The 17,901-nt window shown below is 40.8% G+C and carries 13 protein-coding genes; 4 read left to right on the forward strand and 9 right to left on the reverse strand.

What is annotated here, in order from left to right:
* The first annotated feature begins 22 nt into the window (after positions 1-22).
* Positions 23-3,043 carry a TonB-dependent siderophore receptor gene (locus QUE46_RS06825; protein WP_286247694.1) on the forward strand — a complete coding sequence of 1,007 codons (3,021 nt, stop codon included), beginning with the start codon at positions 23-25 and terminating at the stop codon, positions 3,041-3,043.
* A gap of 82 nt (positions 3,044-3,125) precedes the next feature.
* Here the strand turns inward: QUE46_RS06825 and QUE46_RS06830 are convergent, their stop codons facing one another.
* From QUE46_RS06830 to QUE46_RS06860, 7 genes are all read right to left on the reverse strand, one after another.
* Entirely contained in the window at positions 3,126-3,515 is a 390-nt protein-coding gene (locus QUE46_RS06830; RefSeq protein ID WP_138614249.1) for a biopolymer transporter ExbD, read from the reverse strand.
* A gap of 291 nt (positions 3,516-3,806) precedes the next feature.
* The gene (locus QUE46_RS06835; RefSeq protein WP_055015648.1) at positions 3,807-4,250 is read right to left on the reverse strand and encodes a PA2169 family four-helix-bundle protein; all 444 of its coding nucleotides are present in this window, start codon (positions 4,248-4,250) and stop codon (positions 3,807-3,809) included.
* Positions 4,251-4,423: 173 nt separating this feature from the next.
* On the reverse strand, positions 4,424-5,362 hold the full coding sequence (locus QUE46_RS06840) for a LysR family transcriptional regulator (protein ID WP_024032602.1): 939 nt from the start codon (positions 5,360-5,362) through the stop codon (positions 4,424-4,426).
* Between the two features lie 17 nt (positions 5,363-5,379).
* Positions 5,380-7,098: a bifunctional isocitrate dehydrogenase kinase/phosphatase gene (gene aceK, locus QUE46_RS06845; protein WP_286247059.1), complete on the reverse strand. Its 1,719-nt coding sequence runs from the start codon at positions 7,096-7,098 to the stop codon at positions 5,380-5,382.
* Between the two features lie 363 nt (positions 7,099-7,461).
* Positions 7,462-7,941 carry a DUF4124 domain-containing protein gene (locus tag QUE46_RS06850; RefSeq protein ID WP_286247063.1) on the reverse strand — a complete coding sequence of 160 codons (480 nt, stop codon included), beginning with the start codon at positions 7,939-7,941 and terminating at the stop codon, positions 7,462-7,464.
* Between the two features lie 82 nt (positions 7,942-8,023).
* A complete protein-coding gene (locus tag QUE46_RS06855) occupies positions 8,024-9,520 on the reverse strand; it encodes a DUF3413 domain-containing protein (protein WP_286247065.1) in 1,497 nt (498 codons plus the stop codon).
* Between the two features lie 5 nt (positions 9,521-9,525).
* A complete protein-coding gene (locus tag QUE46_RS06860) occupies positions 9,526-9,738 on the reverse strand; it encodes a DUF1414 domain-containing protein (RefSeq protein WP_004588923.1) in 213 nt (70 codons plus the stop codon).
* 62 nt (positions 9,739-9,800) lie between these two features.
* On the opposite strand from QUE46_RS06860, the gene yejK reads away from it, so the two are divergent.
* Positions 9,801-10,817 (forward strand): nucleoid-associated protein YejK, encoded by a 1,017-nt coding sequence (yejK, locus tag QUE46_RS06865; RefSeq protein ID WP_286247068.1) that lies wholly within the window; start codon positions 9,801-9,803, stop codon positions 10,815-10,817.
* Between the two features lie 635 nt (positions 10,818-11,452).
* Here the strand turns inward: yejK and rne are convergent.
* Positions 11,453-14,857 carry a ribonuclease E gene (gene rne / locus QUE46_RS06870; protein ID WP_286247070.1) on the reverse strand — a complete coding sequence of 1,135 codons (3,405 nt, stop codon included), beginning with the start codon at positions 14,855-14,857 and terminating at the stop codon, positions 11,453-11,455.
* Positions 14,858-15,614: 757 nt separating this feature from the next.
* On the opposite strand from rne, the gene rluC reads away from it, so the two are divergent.
* Together rluC and QUE46_RS06880 are read left to right on the forward strand one after the other, a co-directional pair.
* A complete protein-coding gene (gene rluC, locus QUE46_RS06875) occupies positions 15,615-16,574 on the forward strand; it encodes a 23S rRNA pseudouridine(955/2504/2580) synthase RluC (protein ID WP_286247072.1) in 960 nt (319 codons plus the stop codon).
* Positions 16,574-17,233 carry an HAD-IA family hydrolase gene (locus QUE46_RS06880; RefSeq protein WP_286247074.1) on the forward strand — a complete coding sequence of 220 codons (660 nt, stop codon included), beginning with the start codon at positions 16,574-16,576 and terminating at the stop codon, positions 17,231-17,233. Before rluC ends, QUE46_RS06880 begins: the two co-directional genes overlap by 1 nt.
* Here QUE46_RS06880 and QUE46_RS06885 read toward each other — a convergent pair.
* Positions 17,230-17,829: a nucleoside triphosphate pyrophosphatase gene (locus tag QUE46_RS06885; protein ID WP_286247075.1), complete on the reverse strand. Its 600-nt coding sequence runs from the start codon at positions 17,827-17,829 to the stop codon at positions 17,230-17,232. The genes QUE46_RS06880 and QUE46_RS06885 overlap by 4 nt on opposite strands.
* Positions 17,830-17,901 lie beyond the last annotated feature (72 nt).

The raw sequence follows: 17,901 nt of genomic DNA on the forward strand, positions 1-17,901 counted from the left end.
AAATGTTATGCATATCAAACAAATGTTAGGTGAAGTTGCATCTTTAAATGTTATAGGTAAAAAAAACTTTAAAAAAAAGATAAAAAACTATAGAGGAATTTTGTTTGTCAGCTGTTTATATAAATTGCGCAGTAACCAAACGCACTTATTTAGTGGTTTAAGTTTACTTGCTCCGGCTATTTTTAGCATGAGTGTGCAAGGGGCAACACAGACCACTGGGCAAATGGTGCAATTTGATATTCAAGCGCAGCGAGCAGACAAAGCCTTAATAGAATTTGCTAAACAAACAGAGCAAACCGTGATGTTTTCTTATGAGTTGGCAAAAAATTACCAAGCAAATTCGGTTTATGGTTTTTATACCCAACTAGATGCACTGCAAGCATTATTAACTGGGACCGAGCTCGATGCGGTTGTTGATCAAAATGGTTTACTGAGTATAAAACTCAAACAAATCAATAGGAAAGATAACAACATGATGAAGCTTTCAGGGGTTAGTGCAGCTGTATTACCAGCATTACTTGCAGCAAATTCACACGGTGTGAATGCAGCAGAGGATGTTGCACAAGAGAAAATAGAAAAAATTGCTATTGTAGGTAGCCGCGTAGCAGGGCGCTCAGTAGAAGACTTACCCGTACCCGTTGATATTTTAAGTGCTGAAGCACTTGAAAACACAGGCCAGACTGAAGTTGGCCGTATGTTGCAATCTATTGCGCCTTCATTTAACTTTTCAAGCTCGTCAATCAGTGATGGCACTGATGCCTTACGACCTGCAACACTGCGTGGCTTAGGGCCTGACCAAACATTGGTGCTAATTAATGGTAAGCGCCGCCATCAGGCAAGTATTATTCATATTAATACCTCAGTAGGGCGTGGTACCGCAGGTACCGATATGAACGCTATTCCAGCCTCTGCTATTAAACGTATAGAAGTATTACGAGACGGTGCAGCAGCGCAATACGGCTCAGATGCAATTGCCGGTGTTATTAATATTGTACTAAAAGATGGCAGCGAAGGCGGCAAGGCTGCAATTAATTACGGCGAGTACTCAGAGGGCGATGGCGAAACCGTAAATGTAGATTTTAATAAAGGATTTGCCCTAGGCGATAGCGGCTACTTAAATGCCACACTTAACTACCGCGACCGCTCGCCTACTAACCGCGCAGGTTTGCACGGCTCGTGTCAGTTTTATGGCTGTACGGAGCTTAGCGACGGTACTTTATTGGCAGGCGATCCACGTGAACTGACCGCAGATAGAGATACCTTTAGAATTGGTGATGCTGACTCGCAGCAGTTTGGCTTAACTGTTAATACCGGTTATGAATTGGGTGATGGCGAGCTTTACGGCTTTATTACGTATTCAACGCGCGATAACGAATCAGCAGCGTTTTTCCGCCATAATGCAAATGCAGGTGGTAACCCGGTTTTACAAGATAACGATGCAACTATCCCGCTGGGCTTTTTACCTAAAATTAATACTACCATTGATGATATTTCTTACAACTTTGGCTACAAAACCGATTTTGATAACGACGCGAGCTTAGATGTATCGTACACCTACGGTGAAAACAGCATTGATTACACAACAAGCGATACTATTAACGCCTCGTACGCTAACTTTTTACGTTACGAGCAAGGTTTAAGTGCCGCTGATATTCGCAGCACTATCCCGCGTGAAGCTTATGCCTATGGCATGGAGCTATCACTGCAAACCATAAATATAGATTTTACACAAAACTTTGATGACTACTCACTGGCTATGGGCGCCGAAATTCGTACCGATGAATACCGCATTTTAGAGGGCAGCGAATATGCTTATCGTGATTACGACACCCTTGATGGGGTAAGTATTTATAGTGGTTTAAGTGGCGGTGTAGGCTCTGAAGATGCTTCCGGCGGCACACAAGGTTTTGGTGGTTCTTCACCGGCGTCATCGGTTGATGAGTCGCGCGATGTAATTTCGTTTTACCTTGATGCAGAAACCTACCTAATTGAAGATGTCATTTTATCAGGCGCACTGCGTTACGATAATTACAAAGGCTTTGGCGACACGGTAAACTTTAAGCTTGCGGGTAACTGGGCAATAACTGATGATGTGTCACTGCGTGGTGCATTAAGCTCAGGCTTTAGAGCACCTTCTATGCAGCAACTATACTTTAACAACATTAGTACGCAGTTCGTTGTAGCTGAAGACGGCTCGCTTGTTGCCGAAGAGGTAGGCACATTCAGAAACGATTCAACCCTTGCGCAAAGTTTAGGTATTCCAAAACTTAAAGAAGAAAAATCTCAAAACCGCAGCTTAGGTATTGTCTACAACGTAACAGACAACATTAATGTTACTGTAGATTACTACTCAATTGATATTGACGACCGCATAGTAATTAGTAACCGTTTAGGCAAAGGGCTTTCTTCAAGCCTAGATGCGGCATTAATCAGCTCAGGCGCTGGTGCTGGTCAGTTTTTCTTAAATGGTGCTGACACCGAAACTTCAGGTATTGATTTTGTAGCGACTTGGAATACCGAGGGCTTAGGCGGCACGCTTGATTTTACTTTAGCGGCTAACTTTACAGAAACTGAGGTGGTGTCGTTATTTACGCCATCGGGCTCAGGGCTTGAAACCGTGCCGGTAGAAGATGTTTTTTCTGATCAAGAAATTTCAATTATTGAAGAGTGGCAACCAGAAGATCGTATTAATTTAAGTGCCCTTTACCAGCGTGGTGACTGGACTGTAAACCTTTCACTTAACCGCTTTGGTGAATACACAGTAGAAGATGGTGGCCGCCAAACTTACGGAGCAGAAATTTTAACTGACGTTAAGGTTAACTATTTTGTGACCGAAGATTTATCTGTAAACATTGGTGCAAACAACTTATTTGACGTATACCCAGATAAAAACACCATTGGTAACTCACGTTCGGGCACTATTGTAGATGCTAACGGTAATACAATTGTAAGCAGCGATGGTGTATTTGAATACTCTCGCCGCTCTGCACCATTTGGTTTTAACGGTGCATACTACTACGTAGGTGCAGAATATCGCTTTTAATAAATAACACTCCCTTATGTTATTTAAGTTCAAAGGGCCGTGAGGCCCTTTTTTTGGTCTACCATCAATGTATATAACTACGTTATTCAGATATTAAGCTAATAGTGTAATCTTCATACTCTTTAATATTATCCATTACTCTCATTAATGTATTATGTTTACTGTTTTCGTGAGCCTTAATAAGTACAGCGCTTACTTTGTATTTAGCAGCAAACATAGCAAGATTGTTGGTAATTTGTTCTAAATCTATTAACCTGCCAGAAAAATACACCGCATTATGTTCATCAATACTAAAAGTAGCACTTTTAGTTTGTTTATTGATGGTGGGTTTATCAAGAGGTCGTTGTATTTCAATGGCTATAGGTTTAATAAATGATGTAGTTACAATAAAAAATATCAATAAAATGAATACGATATCTAACATTGGTGTCATATCTACATCTGCATTATTTTGAGCTGTTTTATTTTTCATATTGGACCTTATGTTAATTAAATGCTGCGGCGCCACAGCAAGGAATTAGGTACCTATTACTAAAACTAGCACAGTAAAAATAGTGTGTGGTTAAATAAATATTCTATTAAAGTTAATTATTTGTATTGTTAATGTGTTTTTTAGGGGGTGAATGGGCTAATAGTTGCTTCAACATGATCAGAATAAGTAGAAGCCGAGTAAGGGGGCGTGTTTTGCTCACTACATGACTTATATTTGAATAGTCAAAAAAAACCCAGCTAAAAAGCTGGGTTGTAGTTTAAGCTGTTACTTTTAATGCTTTTGCATGCGGCTCATTTCTGTATGGCAACTTTGCATTGTTAATAATGTTTTAGCTAATGCAGCTTCACAATCAGCGGGCTGTGGTTTGTCCATAGCTGCTTTAATTTCTTCAAGAGTTTTATCTTCTACTTCTTCAAGCTCTTTAACGTATGTTTTATCGTTATCAGAGCTAAAGGTAGTGAGCAGGGCGGTGTATGCTCTGCGCGCTTCTACAGCAAAAGAAGAGCCGTCTTCACGCTCACCTTTTTCGTTAACTGCATAAGGTTGTAAGCGCTCAACACTTACTTTTCGTGCGTCAATCATGCGTTGAAATAATGCGCCAATGGCTGGGTCTTCAACTTTCTCTTGCGCTTTTTGATAAAAATCAATGCCACTGTTCATTACTTGGATGATGTCAGTAATATGAGTTGCTTCGGTTCCTTGATGGGTATTCATAATGACCTCTCTATACATGAATTTAAATTTCATAGTAAATAGAGCAAAGGCCATTCCAGTTTTATTTTTAATATTAAGCTATTGAAATTATTTAGTTTTGTATTATTTCTCAAGCTGCAAGGCTATTTAAAGTAAAATAACCTCGCAAATTTTACATGGCTTTTGTAATAAGGTTATTTAAGCTCATCCGCCACCTCGGCTACTTTTTGACGCAACCAAATATGACTTGCATCGCGGTGTAGTAAAGGGCTCCAAATCATATCAAGCTCAAAAGGCGGTATAGGAAATGGCGGCTCTAAAATTTTAAGGCCTGCATCATCTAAGTAAATATTGGCAGCCTTTGAGGGTAAGGTTGCCACTAAATTTTGCTCTTTGGCTAAATGAATGGCTACGTGGTAATTACGGGTAAACGTGGCAATATTTCGGTGTTTACCAAAGTGGGCAAGTGCTTCATCAACCCAACCTAGCTTTTGTACATCTTTAGGGTCCATACCTACGCCAACCCCAAAGCCGGTTTTACTTACCCATATATGGCGGGCTTTTAAATAGCTATCTAGGCTAAAGTTTTCAATAATTGGGTTGTCGGCTTTTACTAAGCAACAAAAGCTGTCTTTCCAAATTCGTTTATGATGAAAAGATTGCGGTAAATTTTCAAAGCGGTTAATGGCCATATCCACTTTACCATTTTCAACATCATGAAACGTTACATCACTTGGCGTGAGTATATCTAAGGTTGTATCGGGCGCTTCTTCATGAAGTTTACTCAAAAGCTTTGGCGCTAAGGTGCTGGCTGCGTAGTCACTGGCCATTATTCTAAATACACGTTTACTTTGGCTTGCCTCAAATTCGCGATTTGGCGCAAGGGTTTCTTCTAGGGTCATTAAAATACCGCGAATAACAGGTTGTAGCTCTATAGCGCGCTCGGTAGGCACCATACCTTCACTGGTGCGTACCAAAATTGGATCGTTAAACAAGTTTCTTAAACGCTTAAGGCCGTTACTCATAGCTGGTTGAGTAATACTTAACTGGTTAGCGGCGCGGGTTACGTTACACTCCCGTAATAGGGTGTCGAGGTAAACCAGCAAATTTAAATCTATTTTACTTATGTTCATTGTGTGTCCTTTAACGCTTACCAGTGGTGAATAAAGCGTTGTGCTGTCGGGTATGGGTATATGTGACTAACATGACCCTTTTTTATATTTTGCTGAGCTTGCTTCCAATAGTTAACATCAACAAGCTCGGGATGTGTACTGAGCAAAAACTGTTTGTATTTTGGGTTTGGCATAACAAAGGTACACAGTTGCTCAGGAAAAACATCTTGCGGTGCAACCGAGTAGCTTTGTTCATCAGTTAAGTAATCGTCATAGCTTTTGGCCTTAGGTAAGGCCCTAAAGTTCATATCTGTTAGGTATTGAACTTCATCGTAATCATAAAAAATAATGCGTTTGTGTTTGCTTACCCCAAAGTTTTTAAGCAGCATATCGCCTGGGAATATATTTACCGCAATCATTTCTTTAAGTGCTTGGCCGTACTCTTCTATTGCATCGGCTGCACTTTCTTCACTGGCGTTTTCTAAAAATAAATTTAGCGGTGTCATGCGCCTTTCAATGTATAAGTGCTTAATAATAAGCCAGTCGCCTTCAATCACCATCGATGAGCCAATGGTTTTATGTAGCTGCGCCAGTAAATTACTATCAAAGCGTGCCAAAGGAAACACAACGTTAGAGTACTCTATGGTGTCGGCCATGCGGCCAACCCGATCATGGCTTTTTACTAGTTGATAACGTTTCAGAACGGTATCGCGGCCAAACGGTTTACTTTCGCCAAATTTATCTTTAATGATTTTAAATACATAGCCAAAAGAGGGCAGCGTAAATACCATCATCACCATACCTGGTGTGCCTGGCGCTATGATAAAGTCATCGTCTGAGTGAGACAAGTGATGCAAAAATTCACGGTAAAACTCAGTCTTACCTTGTTTATGAAACCCGATGGCATTGTATAGCTCTGCGAGTGTTTTATTTGGCATAAGTTGATTTAAAAATCGAACCATAGCTGAAGGGGCGTGGGTTTCAACCATAAAATAAGCGCGTGCAAAGCCAAAAATAACCCGCATTTGCGAAGACTTTGTTAATAGTGCATCGAGGTATAAGCCTTTATCTTCATGGTGTAATACGGCAATAATAAAGGGCTGCACACCGCTTTGAGAGACCACTCGGCCGACTATGTAAGCTGCTTTATTACGATAAAAAGGCGCGTGCAAAATATCAAAGCGCATTTGCCAAGGCTGGTGATGAGTATCGGGCGCTTGCTTGTAAAATGCTTTCACGAGCAAACGTATATCGCGCTCTAAATTTACAAACGGGGCTTTAAAATCAAAATGCTCAATAATGCGCTTTATAGTGGGCTTTAAACCATCAACAACAGGAAAGTAGCTACGGTACTCTGCCTCAACAGGAATAGCAGGGGCATCTTTTAATGTGGCTTGTACAAATATAAAGTCATTATGAAAATAGCGCCTGTGGTACAAACGGCAAAATACTGAGTTATAAAACGTTTCGGCAAGTTCAGCTTGAGGATGAAAGCATAAAAAACGTTGGTACAGTTTTTTCACTTCAAGCCAAAGCTGCTCATTTAGTTGTTCGGTTAGCTGTGCGTGTTTTAATGCTTTAGTGGTTTCGTTTACTCTGTCATCGTAATAACTAATACGCAGTTTACTAATTTCATTAATATGCTGCCAATCGCGGTTTGCAAAAGCAAGCGGTGCTTTTGCTGTGGTTTTTTGAAACAGCTGATAATGCTTTTTAAAACCCGTTAAAATTAATTCAGCTATATGGCGCGGTTGCATAAACACTCCTTAAAAAAGTGCATATAACGTTTTAGTACCAATCCGCATAATTAAGTGATCTATTTTTATGATGGAAAAGCGTGTTGATAGCAAGGCAAAAAATTCGCTATTTAGTTGTTCTAAATGAGAATTTTTTAACACAGATAGCGACACGTTTAGCCCCTAAAAATGATTAAGTATTATTGCGGATTGGTATAATACAGCGGTTTTATATTTGTTGTGGTGCTGATACGTTATACACGTTAGAGCTCAAACTCTATAGTTGTTAAGGTTATGTTATTTTTAGATTAAAACCAAGATAAATATTCTCAGTTTTTATACTTTGAGCTTAACGCATAATTACGTGTGATGGCAAAAGCCACGTTATTGGTAAGAGGCTATTTTTTTCTCTAACTTTTTAATGCGCTTTTCAATTTCGGTGGTTTGCTTTTTATGATCTTTATTTATTATTTTTAATTGCTTGGTAATATCTTTGCTAATTAACTTTTTGTCCTCGTCATCTAAAATGCGATTAAGGCGCTGTTGTTGGTTGTATTCTGCGCGGTCTTTTTTACGTTTTATAATCGCTAATTTATTAGTATTACTTCTCAGCTCAGCTTGCAGATCAAGCACAATCCGTTCGCGCTCTAATGCGTTTAGCTCTTTGGTGTAATCTTGCGCCGGTGCAGTATTAATTCCAGATACTGTATTAATTGTGTAGGCGGTAGCGTTATCGTTACAAGGGAATTGCGAAAAGGTAGTGCCGTTTTGTGTAACGCATTTATAGTAAGTTGTGGCATTTTGCGCATGCAAAGAAAGCGAACATACCATTAAAGCGCATAAAAAAAGTGTGTGTTTTTGCATTGTGTTCATCCCTGAGCGTTTACTGTGGTTTAGTAAATATAACCTAGCTTGGTGTTATAGCAAGCTAGGTTAAGGGATAGAGCTATTGTGTGTAGGTTTTTAGCTTTTTAATACTTTGTACTAAAAACGGGATATCGAGACTTTGCTCAATAGAAAAACCTTCAGCGGCAGATATGTTTTTATAGTTACCGTCTGAATCTATTAGTGTAATTCTATCTTTTTTGTAAGCAATAACTACGCCTTGAGAGTAATTCACGCCAGTGTCTGTTTTTTTCTTATACAGGTTTTCACCTAGCATGGTTTGTTTAACCACAGACTTACAGTTTAAGTATTGGCCTACACTGGTTGCAATAATGTCACTGGGTTGAATAAGTCCATCTACCTTGGCTATTCGCTTATCAGAGCTGTATAACACCGATGATGTAACTACTTCCGAACTATTATTAGCTAAGCTAAACGCAAAAATATGGGTGTCGTCACTGCGAGGAGACGGGTTATCTTCACCTTTAAAGATTTTGATTGCACTGTTTGAATGCGCTTGATCGTTTATAAAGTTTAGCTTTTCAATGCCAGCAAGTTCTATACTTCTGCGCTGACTTTGCCACGCAGGTAAGGTTTGCTCTGATAAAATAGCCATTTTATAAAAAGAAGGTAAGCCATACACTAAACTAAATAAGCTATCGCCATGGTGTGTTGGCTGTAAAAACTGATCTGTTTTATGTAAGTTTTTATGCTTAGCAACAAAACGACTTAACTGCTCGTTGGTATCAAATACAAAAATGTCTACTTGCTGCTCAGTGTAATCTTCACATTTTTGTAGCGGCGCAGGTATTTGATAATTAACGTTTTGGTTATTAATTCTAACATTGTGAGCTTGCTTATAGCTTTCAATATCGAGCAAATCATTTTTTGCTAATAAGCTTTTAGCGGTCGTAGGGTACGACAATGGTAAAACGTTATCTTGCTTTGTTATATCAAATTTTAAATTTGCATCTGCCCAAATGTGAATACTGTGGCTAAGTGCAAAACAAAGCACTAAAAACGAGCTGGCAAAACGGGCAAATTTAAGTTGTTTTAAACGTGCTAAGTGCTGCCAAGTATAGTTACTTACAACTAGCTGAAAGCCTAAAATGAGTAAAACAATCCCCCCAGCTAACAATGTAGTGAGGGCCGGCGAGCTAGTAAGGCGATGCCACAATAAGGAAATAATTTCCGGTAGCGCAGAAGAGCTTAAGTGATAGCCCAAATTAACGTATACATATGCATCAAGCGTTAAAATAGACGCCCCAAGTGTTGCAATAACAGCAGCCATACCGCGGATATGACGAGGATAAGGAAATACTAAGCTTAAAGGAAATACCGTCAGCACAAATGCTAAAAAAGCGATAAAGCTCGTATGGCTTAACCATGTCACTAACATATAGGTAATGCCCATAAAGCTAGTAGGCGGTGAATCTGCAAATAAAAAGCTTAGGCTAATAAAAAGCGCTAAACCAATATTTGCAAAAGTGAACCAGTGGCCCCAACTTAATAACTGACTCGCTTTAGACGAAAACTGATTGTGCTGCGATAAATTCATATAATTTATTTAACCGACTGAGCAAGTGCTTTAGCAAAGTTCTCAGTTACGGCTTGTCTTTTCCCTGCAGGTACATGCTCTTTTAGGATATGCGTGATAGAATTTCCTAAACACATAAGGCTTAAATCAACCGGCGCATTATGTTGCGTTAGCACATCAATGAGCTGATCGACGATTTGTTCTACTTCTTCATTAGAGTATTTTGATAAGATTGGCATCAGTTGGTTCAATAAAAGAGTTATATTCTCGTATTTTAACACCAGAGGCGTGAAAAACAAAGATGACAACAGACGTTAAAAAATTAGTCGTTCATTATGTAGACAAAAAAGACGACGATACGCAAATTCACCTACGAAACGATGAAATGGTGATAAACGATAAAGTCGCTGTTTTTATCGAACAACTGCATCATGCATACAATGGTAAGCCAGGCAAAGGCTACTGTGCATTCAGTGGTGATAAAAACAGTGTTGTCGCATCGGCAATGCAAAGCTATCGCAATGACGAGCTAGGCTTTTGGCACATGACCGAGCAAGCATCCACTGTTTTAAAAGAAGAGTTAGACAAATACGCCTTTAGCGAAACGGGTTACTTAGTATTTTGTCATTATCAGTATGTGGCTACTGATTACATGCTAATTGCCATGATCAACATAAAAGAGCACTACAGCATGACCTCTGAGCTTGATTTAGCAGCATCGCGCCACTTAGATATATCGCGCATGCAATTAGCAGCTCGTATTGATTTAACCGCATGGGACACACAAGCTGACGATAACCGCTATATCTCGTTTATTAAAGGGCGAGCAGGGCGAAAAGTAGCAGACTTTTTCTTAGACTTTCTAGGGTGTGAAGAGGGCATAGACCCTAAACAACAAAGCCAAGTGATGCTTAGCGCTGTTGAAGATTATTTATCTGAGCAGGAATTTGATAAAACAGAAAAAGACGAACTACGTAAGCAAGTATTTGATTACTGTAACGACTGCGTAACCACGGGTGAAGATGCAAGCGTAAGTGAGCTTTCGGCAACACTCACTAAGGGCGATGACAGTCCGTTCGATAGTTTTTGTAAAGAGCAAAGCTATGACTTAGAAGAGTCCTTCCCGGTCGATAAAAAAACGGTGACCAGTATGGTTAAGTTCTCGGGCTTAGGAGGCGGTGTAAGTGTCAGTTTTGAACGTAAACATTTAGGTGAGCGTGTAACTTACAATGAAGCGACCGATACACTGGTTATTAAAGGCGTTCCGCCTAACTTAAAAGATCAATTACAACGCTTTATGGAAGATAAAAGCGAGTAAACTTATTTGATCTAAAGCAGATTTAAGAGCGCGATATTTATATCGCGCTTTTTTATTGCCTGTAATTTAGTTTTATTAATGCTCGAAAGCACAGTGCCTCTAATCCTCTTTGTGAATATGCGTTTATTACGGGCTTTGCCCGGCACGCTAACAAGCTATGCGTCCACACGATAGAGTTTATACTGGTGCTAATGTAGCTGTAGGCGTGAAGCTTGCTCACGCGAGAAGCAACGTAGTTGTTTATTTTTGCTAATAAAGATCTACTGCACAAAGAGAAGTGAATGAGAATAAAATGAGAAAACAACACCAATTTAAACAATTATTTTTTCATTTCTTCTCTAAAAGCGCAGCGCCTCTTATCCTCTTTGTGAATATGCGTTTATTACGGGCTTTGCCCGGCACGCTAACAAGTTGTGCGCCTACAAGTTAATATTATTCACGGTGTTGAAGTTCGGCTGGAGTCATAAAGTTTGCTTAGGCGAGAAGCAACGCTTCGGTTTACTTTTGGACGGATTACCGCACAAAGAGAAGCGAAAGAGGAGCAATTGAGAAAATACATTTCAGGACAAGCCAGGTATTAAAACAAAAAAGCCGCGCTATTTTTACATAGCGCGGCTTTTTAATAAGGCTAAGGGTTACTCAGCGCTCATTGTTTTAGTCATTGCAGAACTCGCACGACCAGCTGGTTTAATTGAACCCGCACGTAAGCCACTATCAGGCACTAGCTCACGCTTATCGTGTGCCATAGCAACTGATGTATGCTTTACGTCGCTATCAGCAACTGGAGTCGGTTGTGCCATTGGTGCACTTGCCGCGCCTTTGGTGATAACCGTTTTTGCATTGGCATCTTTTGCAGGTGCACTTTCAGTCTCAACTTGCTCAGCTACTTCAGGTTCTGCTTTTACAGGCTCTTGAGCTACTGGTTGCTCAGTTACTTCAGCTTCTGCTTTTACAGGCTCTTGAGCTACTGGTTGCTCAGTTACTTCAGCTTCTGCTTTTACAGGCTCTTGAGCTACTGGTTGCTCAGTTACTTCAGCTTCTGCTTTTACAGGCTCTGGAGTTGCTGGTTGCTCAGCTACTTCAGGTTCTGCTTCCACAGGCTCTGGAGCTACTGGTTGCTCAGCTACTTCAGGTTCTGCTTTTACAGGCTCTGGAATTGCTGGTTGCTCAGCTACTTCCGGTTCTGCTTTTACAGACTCAGGAGCTACTGGTTGCTCGGCTACTTCAGGTTCTGCTTTTACAGGCTCTGGAGTTGCTGGTTGCTCAGCTACTGCTGCTTCTGATTTAACAGGTTCAGGCGCTGAAATAGGTTGTTCAGTAACAACAACTGGCTCTTCCGCTGTTTCTGGGTCAACAGTTTGCACTGCATCGTCATTTGCTGTTGTTTGCTCTGCTTTAGGAGCAGCTTCAACTTTAGCTAAGTCTTCTACAGCTAACGCTTGCTCAACATTTTCTGAAGCATCGTTTGAGGTTGGCTGTTCAGCTTTTGCTTTTAGCTCGGCCTCGTACTCTGCCGCAGCTTGGTCAGCTACTGGTACAAATACAGGTGCTTCATCTGACTTTTCTTCTGTAGCTTCACCTTGCTCAGGGCGACGACGACGCTGACCCGAAGCGCGAAGGTGGCGAGGAGAACGGCGCGAACGCGTGCGTGTTTGTCCTTGCTCATCTTCAGAGTTTGCTTGGTCGGTTGACGCTGCAGCTGCCGGCTTTTCTTCTTGCTCAGCTTGTGTCTTTGGTGCTTGCTCTTTTACCGGTTCAGGTTTTGTTTGCTCTGACTTTTGCTCATTTGTAACTTGCTTTGCCGTAGGCGCTTGTTCTTGCGCTTTAGGTTGCTCTACTTTTGCTGTTTCAGTGCTTTGCTGCGCTTGCTCAGGCGTATCAGATGCTTTTACTTGCTCAGTATTTTCATCTTGAATACGTACTTTTTTACGAACATTACGACGTTGACGGCGAACCTTTGGTTTTTGCTCTTTAGGCTCAGTACTTTGTTTTGCCTCAGTTTCATTCGCTTTAGCGTCTGTTTTAACTTGCTCTTTGTCTGCATTACGATTGTCGTTATTACGGTTATCGTTGCGCTTACGCGAGTTAGGATTACGACGACGCTTGTTGCGGTTCTCGTTTTTCTCTTGGCTTTCGTTCGCGGTAGAATCAGTTTTCACTTCTTCTTCACTAGGGCGTTCACCACGAGGTTTTGAGCGTGAGTTATTACGGCGACGTTGGTTGTTATTACGGCGGCGATTGTCACTGTTACCACGGCGATTGTTATTACGCGTTTGTTGTTGCTTTTCTTGCTCAGCTTTTTCTTTTGCTTGCTTTTCTTCTTCGCTTTCACCAGCAAATAAAGACTTAAACCAATTACCAATAGCAGCCAATAGGCCACCTTCAACCTTAGGTACAGCTACTGGCGCTGCTGGTTTGTCTACTTTAGCTTGTGGCGCTGGCGTTGAAGGCATAACAACACCTTTAAGCATCGGCTCTTCACGTACAGGCGCAGCTGCTGGTTTAGCCATTTCGAACGACTCTGGCTCAGGTGCAACTACTTGATCGTAACTTACTGTTTCCAGTGTTTCGTCTTTACGTAAACGCATTACTTCGTAGTGAGGTGTTTCCATGTGCTGATTAGGAATAATCACAACATCACATTTGTGATGCTTTTCAATACGATGAACACTTCTGCGCTGCTCGTTTAACAAATAAGCAGCAACAGCAACTGGCACTTGGGCATTGACTTGTGCAGTGTTGTCTTTAATTGCTTCTTCTTCAATTAAACGCAGAATAGAAAGGGCGATTGATTCGTTAGAACGAATAGTTCCCTGACCGCTACAACGTGGGCATGGGCCTTGACTTGCTTCACCTAGTGATGGGCGCAAACGTTGGCGCGACATTTCAAGTAAACCAAAGCGTGAAATTTTACCAATTTGTACGCGCGCACGATCTGGGCGAGCCGCATCTTTTAAGCGGTTTTCTACTTCACGTTGATGGCGCGGCGGTGTCATATCGATAAAGTCGATAACTATTAAGCCACCTAAGTCACGAAGACGTAATTGACGGGCAATTTCATCAGCCGCTTCTAAGTTAGTATTTAGTGCTGTTTCTTCAATATCACCGCCTTTAGTTGCTTTAGACGAGTTGATATCAATAGAGGTAAGCGCTTCTGTTGGGTCAATTACAATTGAACCACCTGAAGGCAAACGCACTTCACGTTGGAACGCAGACTCAATTTGGCTTTCAATTTGGTAATGCGTAAACAATGGCGTGTCGCCTTGATACAACTTTACACGGCTCATAAAGTCAGGGCGAAAACGCTCAATGTGCGCTTTAGCTTCTTCAAATACACGGGGTTTATCAATTAAGATTTCGCCAATGTCACGACGTAAATAATCGCGAATTGCGCGGAAAATTACGTTGCTTTCTTGGTGAATCAAAAACGGTGCTTTAGCACTGTCGGCTGCTTGTTGAATTGCATCCCAATGAACTAAAAGCGCTTTTAAATCGTAATTTAATTCTTCAAATGATTTGCCAACACCTGCGGTACGTACAATTAGCCCCATGCCTTTAGGTAACTCTAAGCGGCTTAACGCCTCTTTAAGGTCGGTACGCTCATCACCCTCAATACGACGAGAAATGCCGCCTGCACGAGGGTTATTTGGCATAAGCACTAAGTAACTACCCGCTACGCTGATAAAAGTAGTAAGGGCTGCGCCTTTTTGGCCGCGCTCTTCTTTATCTACTTGTACAATTACTTCTTGACCTTCTTTAATCACGTCGCGAATGTTAGGGCGACCATGAAAAGTGTAACCTTGTGGGAAGTAAGTACGGGCAATTTCTTTTAAAGGAAGGAAACCATGGCGATCGGCGCCGTAATCTACAAATGCCGCTTCTAAAGAGGGTTCAATGCGTGTGATTTTGCCTTTGTAAATATTGGCTTTTTTCTGTTCGTGACCTGGGCTTTCTATATCTAAATCATATAGGCGCTGGCCGTCAACCAGTGCTACGCGCATTTCTTCTTGCTGCGTCGCATTGATTAGCATACGTTTCATATTGTTACTCTACTTATTTATGTCGCTGACATGACGAAACGTGTTCGCCTGTTCAGTTGTTCCTTTTTTAGAATGTGCAGCCTCACGACTGGGTCTGTAACGGAACGCTCTGTAATGTGTACGCAGTATTTTTTAAATGCTGGCTAACAATAACGTACGCTTACGTTATTAAATTCTTTGTGGTGCTAAAACTGTCGGCTATTAAGCTCGTTTACAAGTTTTACCCAGAAGTTGGCCTGTCATATCAATCTTTTTAGTACGTTTATGTTAGGCGCGTAGGGCTCGTTAAGCTGCTTAAATACGATGAGTATTTTTTTATACACTTACGAGCAAAGTTCGCTGCCGAATGTTAATAAACGCTTATTTGCTAGATTTTTAGTTCTAAATAAGCTGCTGTACGGTACTACATGTGAGCAAATGCTGAACAACGTATTTACGTCGTCACTATCAAACAAATTATTTGTTCATTGCTTTTATTTTTACATTAAATGTTAATTCATGTTCAAACTTAACCAGTAATATATTACGCGCATTACTGTTAGTTGAGCGCACGTGTTAACTGAGTAGGCATAAAAGCTTTGGAAAACTTAACTCGGATCTGTATGATCGGCTACCCAGAATGTGCATCACGAATGTTTTAATGTGTTAAAAAGCACCGTTGTTATTTTGCAAATACTAAATATTTGCGCTGCTGATTATCCCACTATTATAACCGTGTTAGCAACTAAATTATTTTACTTAAATCAGTGATTAGGCAATGTCAGAAAAAACCGGCTTACAAGTAACTTTTGTCACAATCAACGAAGACCATTTGGGTCAGCGTATTGATAACTTTCTTATTACCCATTTAAAAGGGGTGCCTAAAAGCGCTGTTTATAAAATTTTACGCAAAGGCGAGGTCCGCGTTAATAAAAAGCGTATTAAGCCAGTTTACAAATTACAGCTTGATGATGTCGTGCGTATTCCGCCCATAAAAGTAGCAGAGCGCGAAGAGTTTGTGCCTAAAAAGCTAGATAAAGTAAAACAGTTAGAAGACGCAATTCTATTTGAAGATAAGTACCTTATTGTTATTAATAAACCCTCTGGTATGGCTGTACACGGCGGCAGCGGCTTAAGCTATGGCTTAATAGAGGCATTGCGCGTATTACGCCCAGAAGAGCGTAATTTAGAACTAGTACATAGGCTTGATAGAGATACATCAGGTTGTTTATTAATTTCAAAGCGTCGCTCAGTGCTCACTGCGCTGCATGAACAACTACGCGAAAAAACCATGGAAAAAAACTACTGGGCATTGGTAACAGGGCAGTGGGATTCATCGGTTAAAAATGTGACCGAAGGGCTGCGTAAAAACACGCTCAAGTCGGGCGAGCGCGTGGTGCGTGTAGACAATAACGAAGGTAAACCTTCACATACTCGCTTTAGAGTACTGGAACGTTTTAACGCGTGTTCATTAGTGCAAGCTTCTCCTGTAACAGGACGCACTCACCAAATTCGTGTTCATACGCAGTGTAAAGGTCATCCTATTGCGTGCGATGATAAATACGGCGACCAAGGTTTTGATGAATCAATGCGTAAAATTGGTTTAAATCGCTTATTTTTACACGCTCACGATTTAAGCTTTTATCACCCTAAAAACGAAACCACCATGCGTGTAGAAGCACCGCTTGATAACGCACTCAAAAATTGTATTTTAAAATTAAGAGATGCTAAAGCGTAATGACCACCGCTGAATTAAAAAAGTATAAACTGGTTATTTTTGATTGGGATGGCACTGTTATGGACTCAATTAGCAAAATTGTTAATTGCATTCGTCACAGTGCGCTGGCGCTTAATATTGAGCCGCCTAGCGACACAGCAATTAAAAATATTATTGGTATGTCGCTTGAACTTGCTATTGAGGTACTATTTCCTGACGACGTAGCGCAGCATCCCGCATTAATTAACGGCTATAAACAACAATACCGTATTGATACTACCCCAACACCTGTATTTGATAATGTAGAAAATGTACTAAGTACATTAAAAGCACAAGGTGTGATTTTAGCGATTGCCACCGGTAAAGGGCGCGCGGGGTTAGAGCGTTTGCTTGATAAAAGCCAGTTGCGCGAATTTTTTAGTGCAAGCCGTACCAGCTGTGAAGCGCAGTCTAAGCCATCTCCCGACATGCTCTACCAACTTTTAGATGAGTTGAGAATTAATGTAGATGATGCGCTTATGATTGGCGATACAAAAATAGACATGGCAATGGCAAAAGCTGCGGGTATGGATAGGTTAGGTGTTACCATGGGGGTCCATAATGCGCAGCAGTTAAACGAATTTACCCCTGTTGCAACCGTTAATAATTACCAACAGTTGCAACGTATTTTAGTTGGTTAAGCTGTTGGTTGCTCGCTAAGTATATCAAGATTAAACTCAGCTAATAGCTGGCTGAGTTTAATCAGCGGCAAGCCTATTAAACTATTTGGATCGTCCCCGTTTAACTTTTCAAATAAACAAATTCCTAACCCCTCACTTTTAAAGCTCCCAGCACAGTTATAGGGCTGCTCCGCATCGCAATAGGCTTCAATTTGCTCTAGAGTAAGCGTTCTAAATACCACTTCAAATGGTTCGATTAATGTTTTTGCTTTATCGCTAACAATATCGTAAACACATAGGCCGGTTAAAAACGTAACTGTTTGACCACTAAATAGGGAAAGCTGTTTTATGGCGTTTTCTTTATTATGAGGTTTACCAAGTATTTGCCCGTTAAACACAGCAACTTGATCAGAGCCAATAGCTAAACCTAGGTCAAAATGTTTACGTGCGGCGCGTGCTTTGTTCTCGCTTAAGCGCTTTACTAGTTGCTCAGGGGTTTCGTTTAATAAGGCGGTTTCGTCAATATCTGGCGAAAAAGTACTAAAGGGCAGATTAAATTTTTGCAATAAAGACTGCCTAAATGGTGAGCTTGAGGCTAATATAAGCGGGTGCTTCATAAATTATTATCCTAATTAAAATTAGTTTGAGTTAGGATAAATCAGATCCGTAATGAAAACACGTGAAAAACC

Source organism: Pseudoalteromonas sp. MM1 (genome assembly GCF_030296835.1).
Taxonomy (GTDB): Bacteria; Pseudomonadota; Gammaproteobacteria; order Enterobacterales; family Alteromonadaceae; genus Pseudoalteromonas.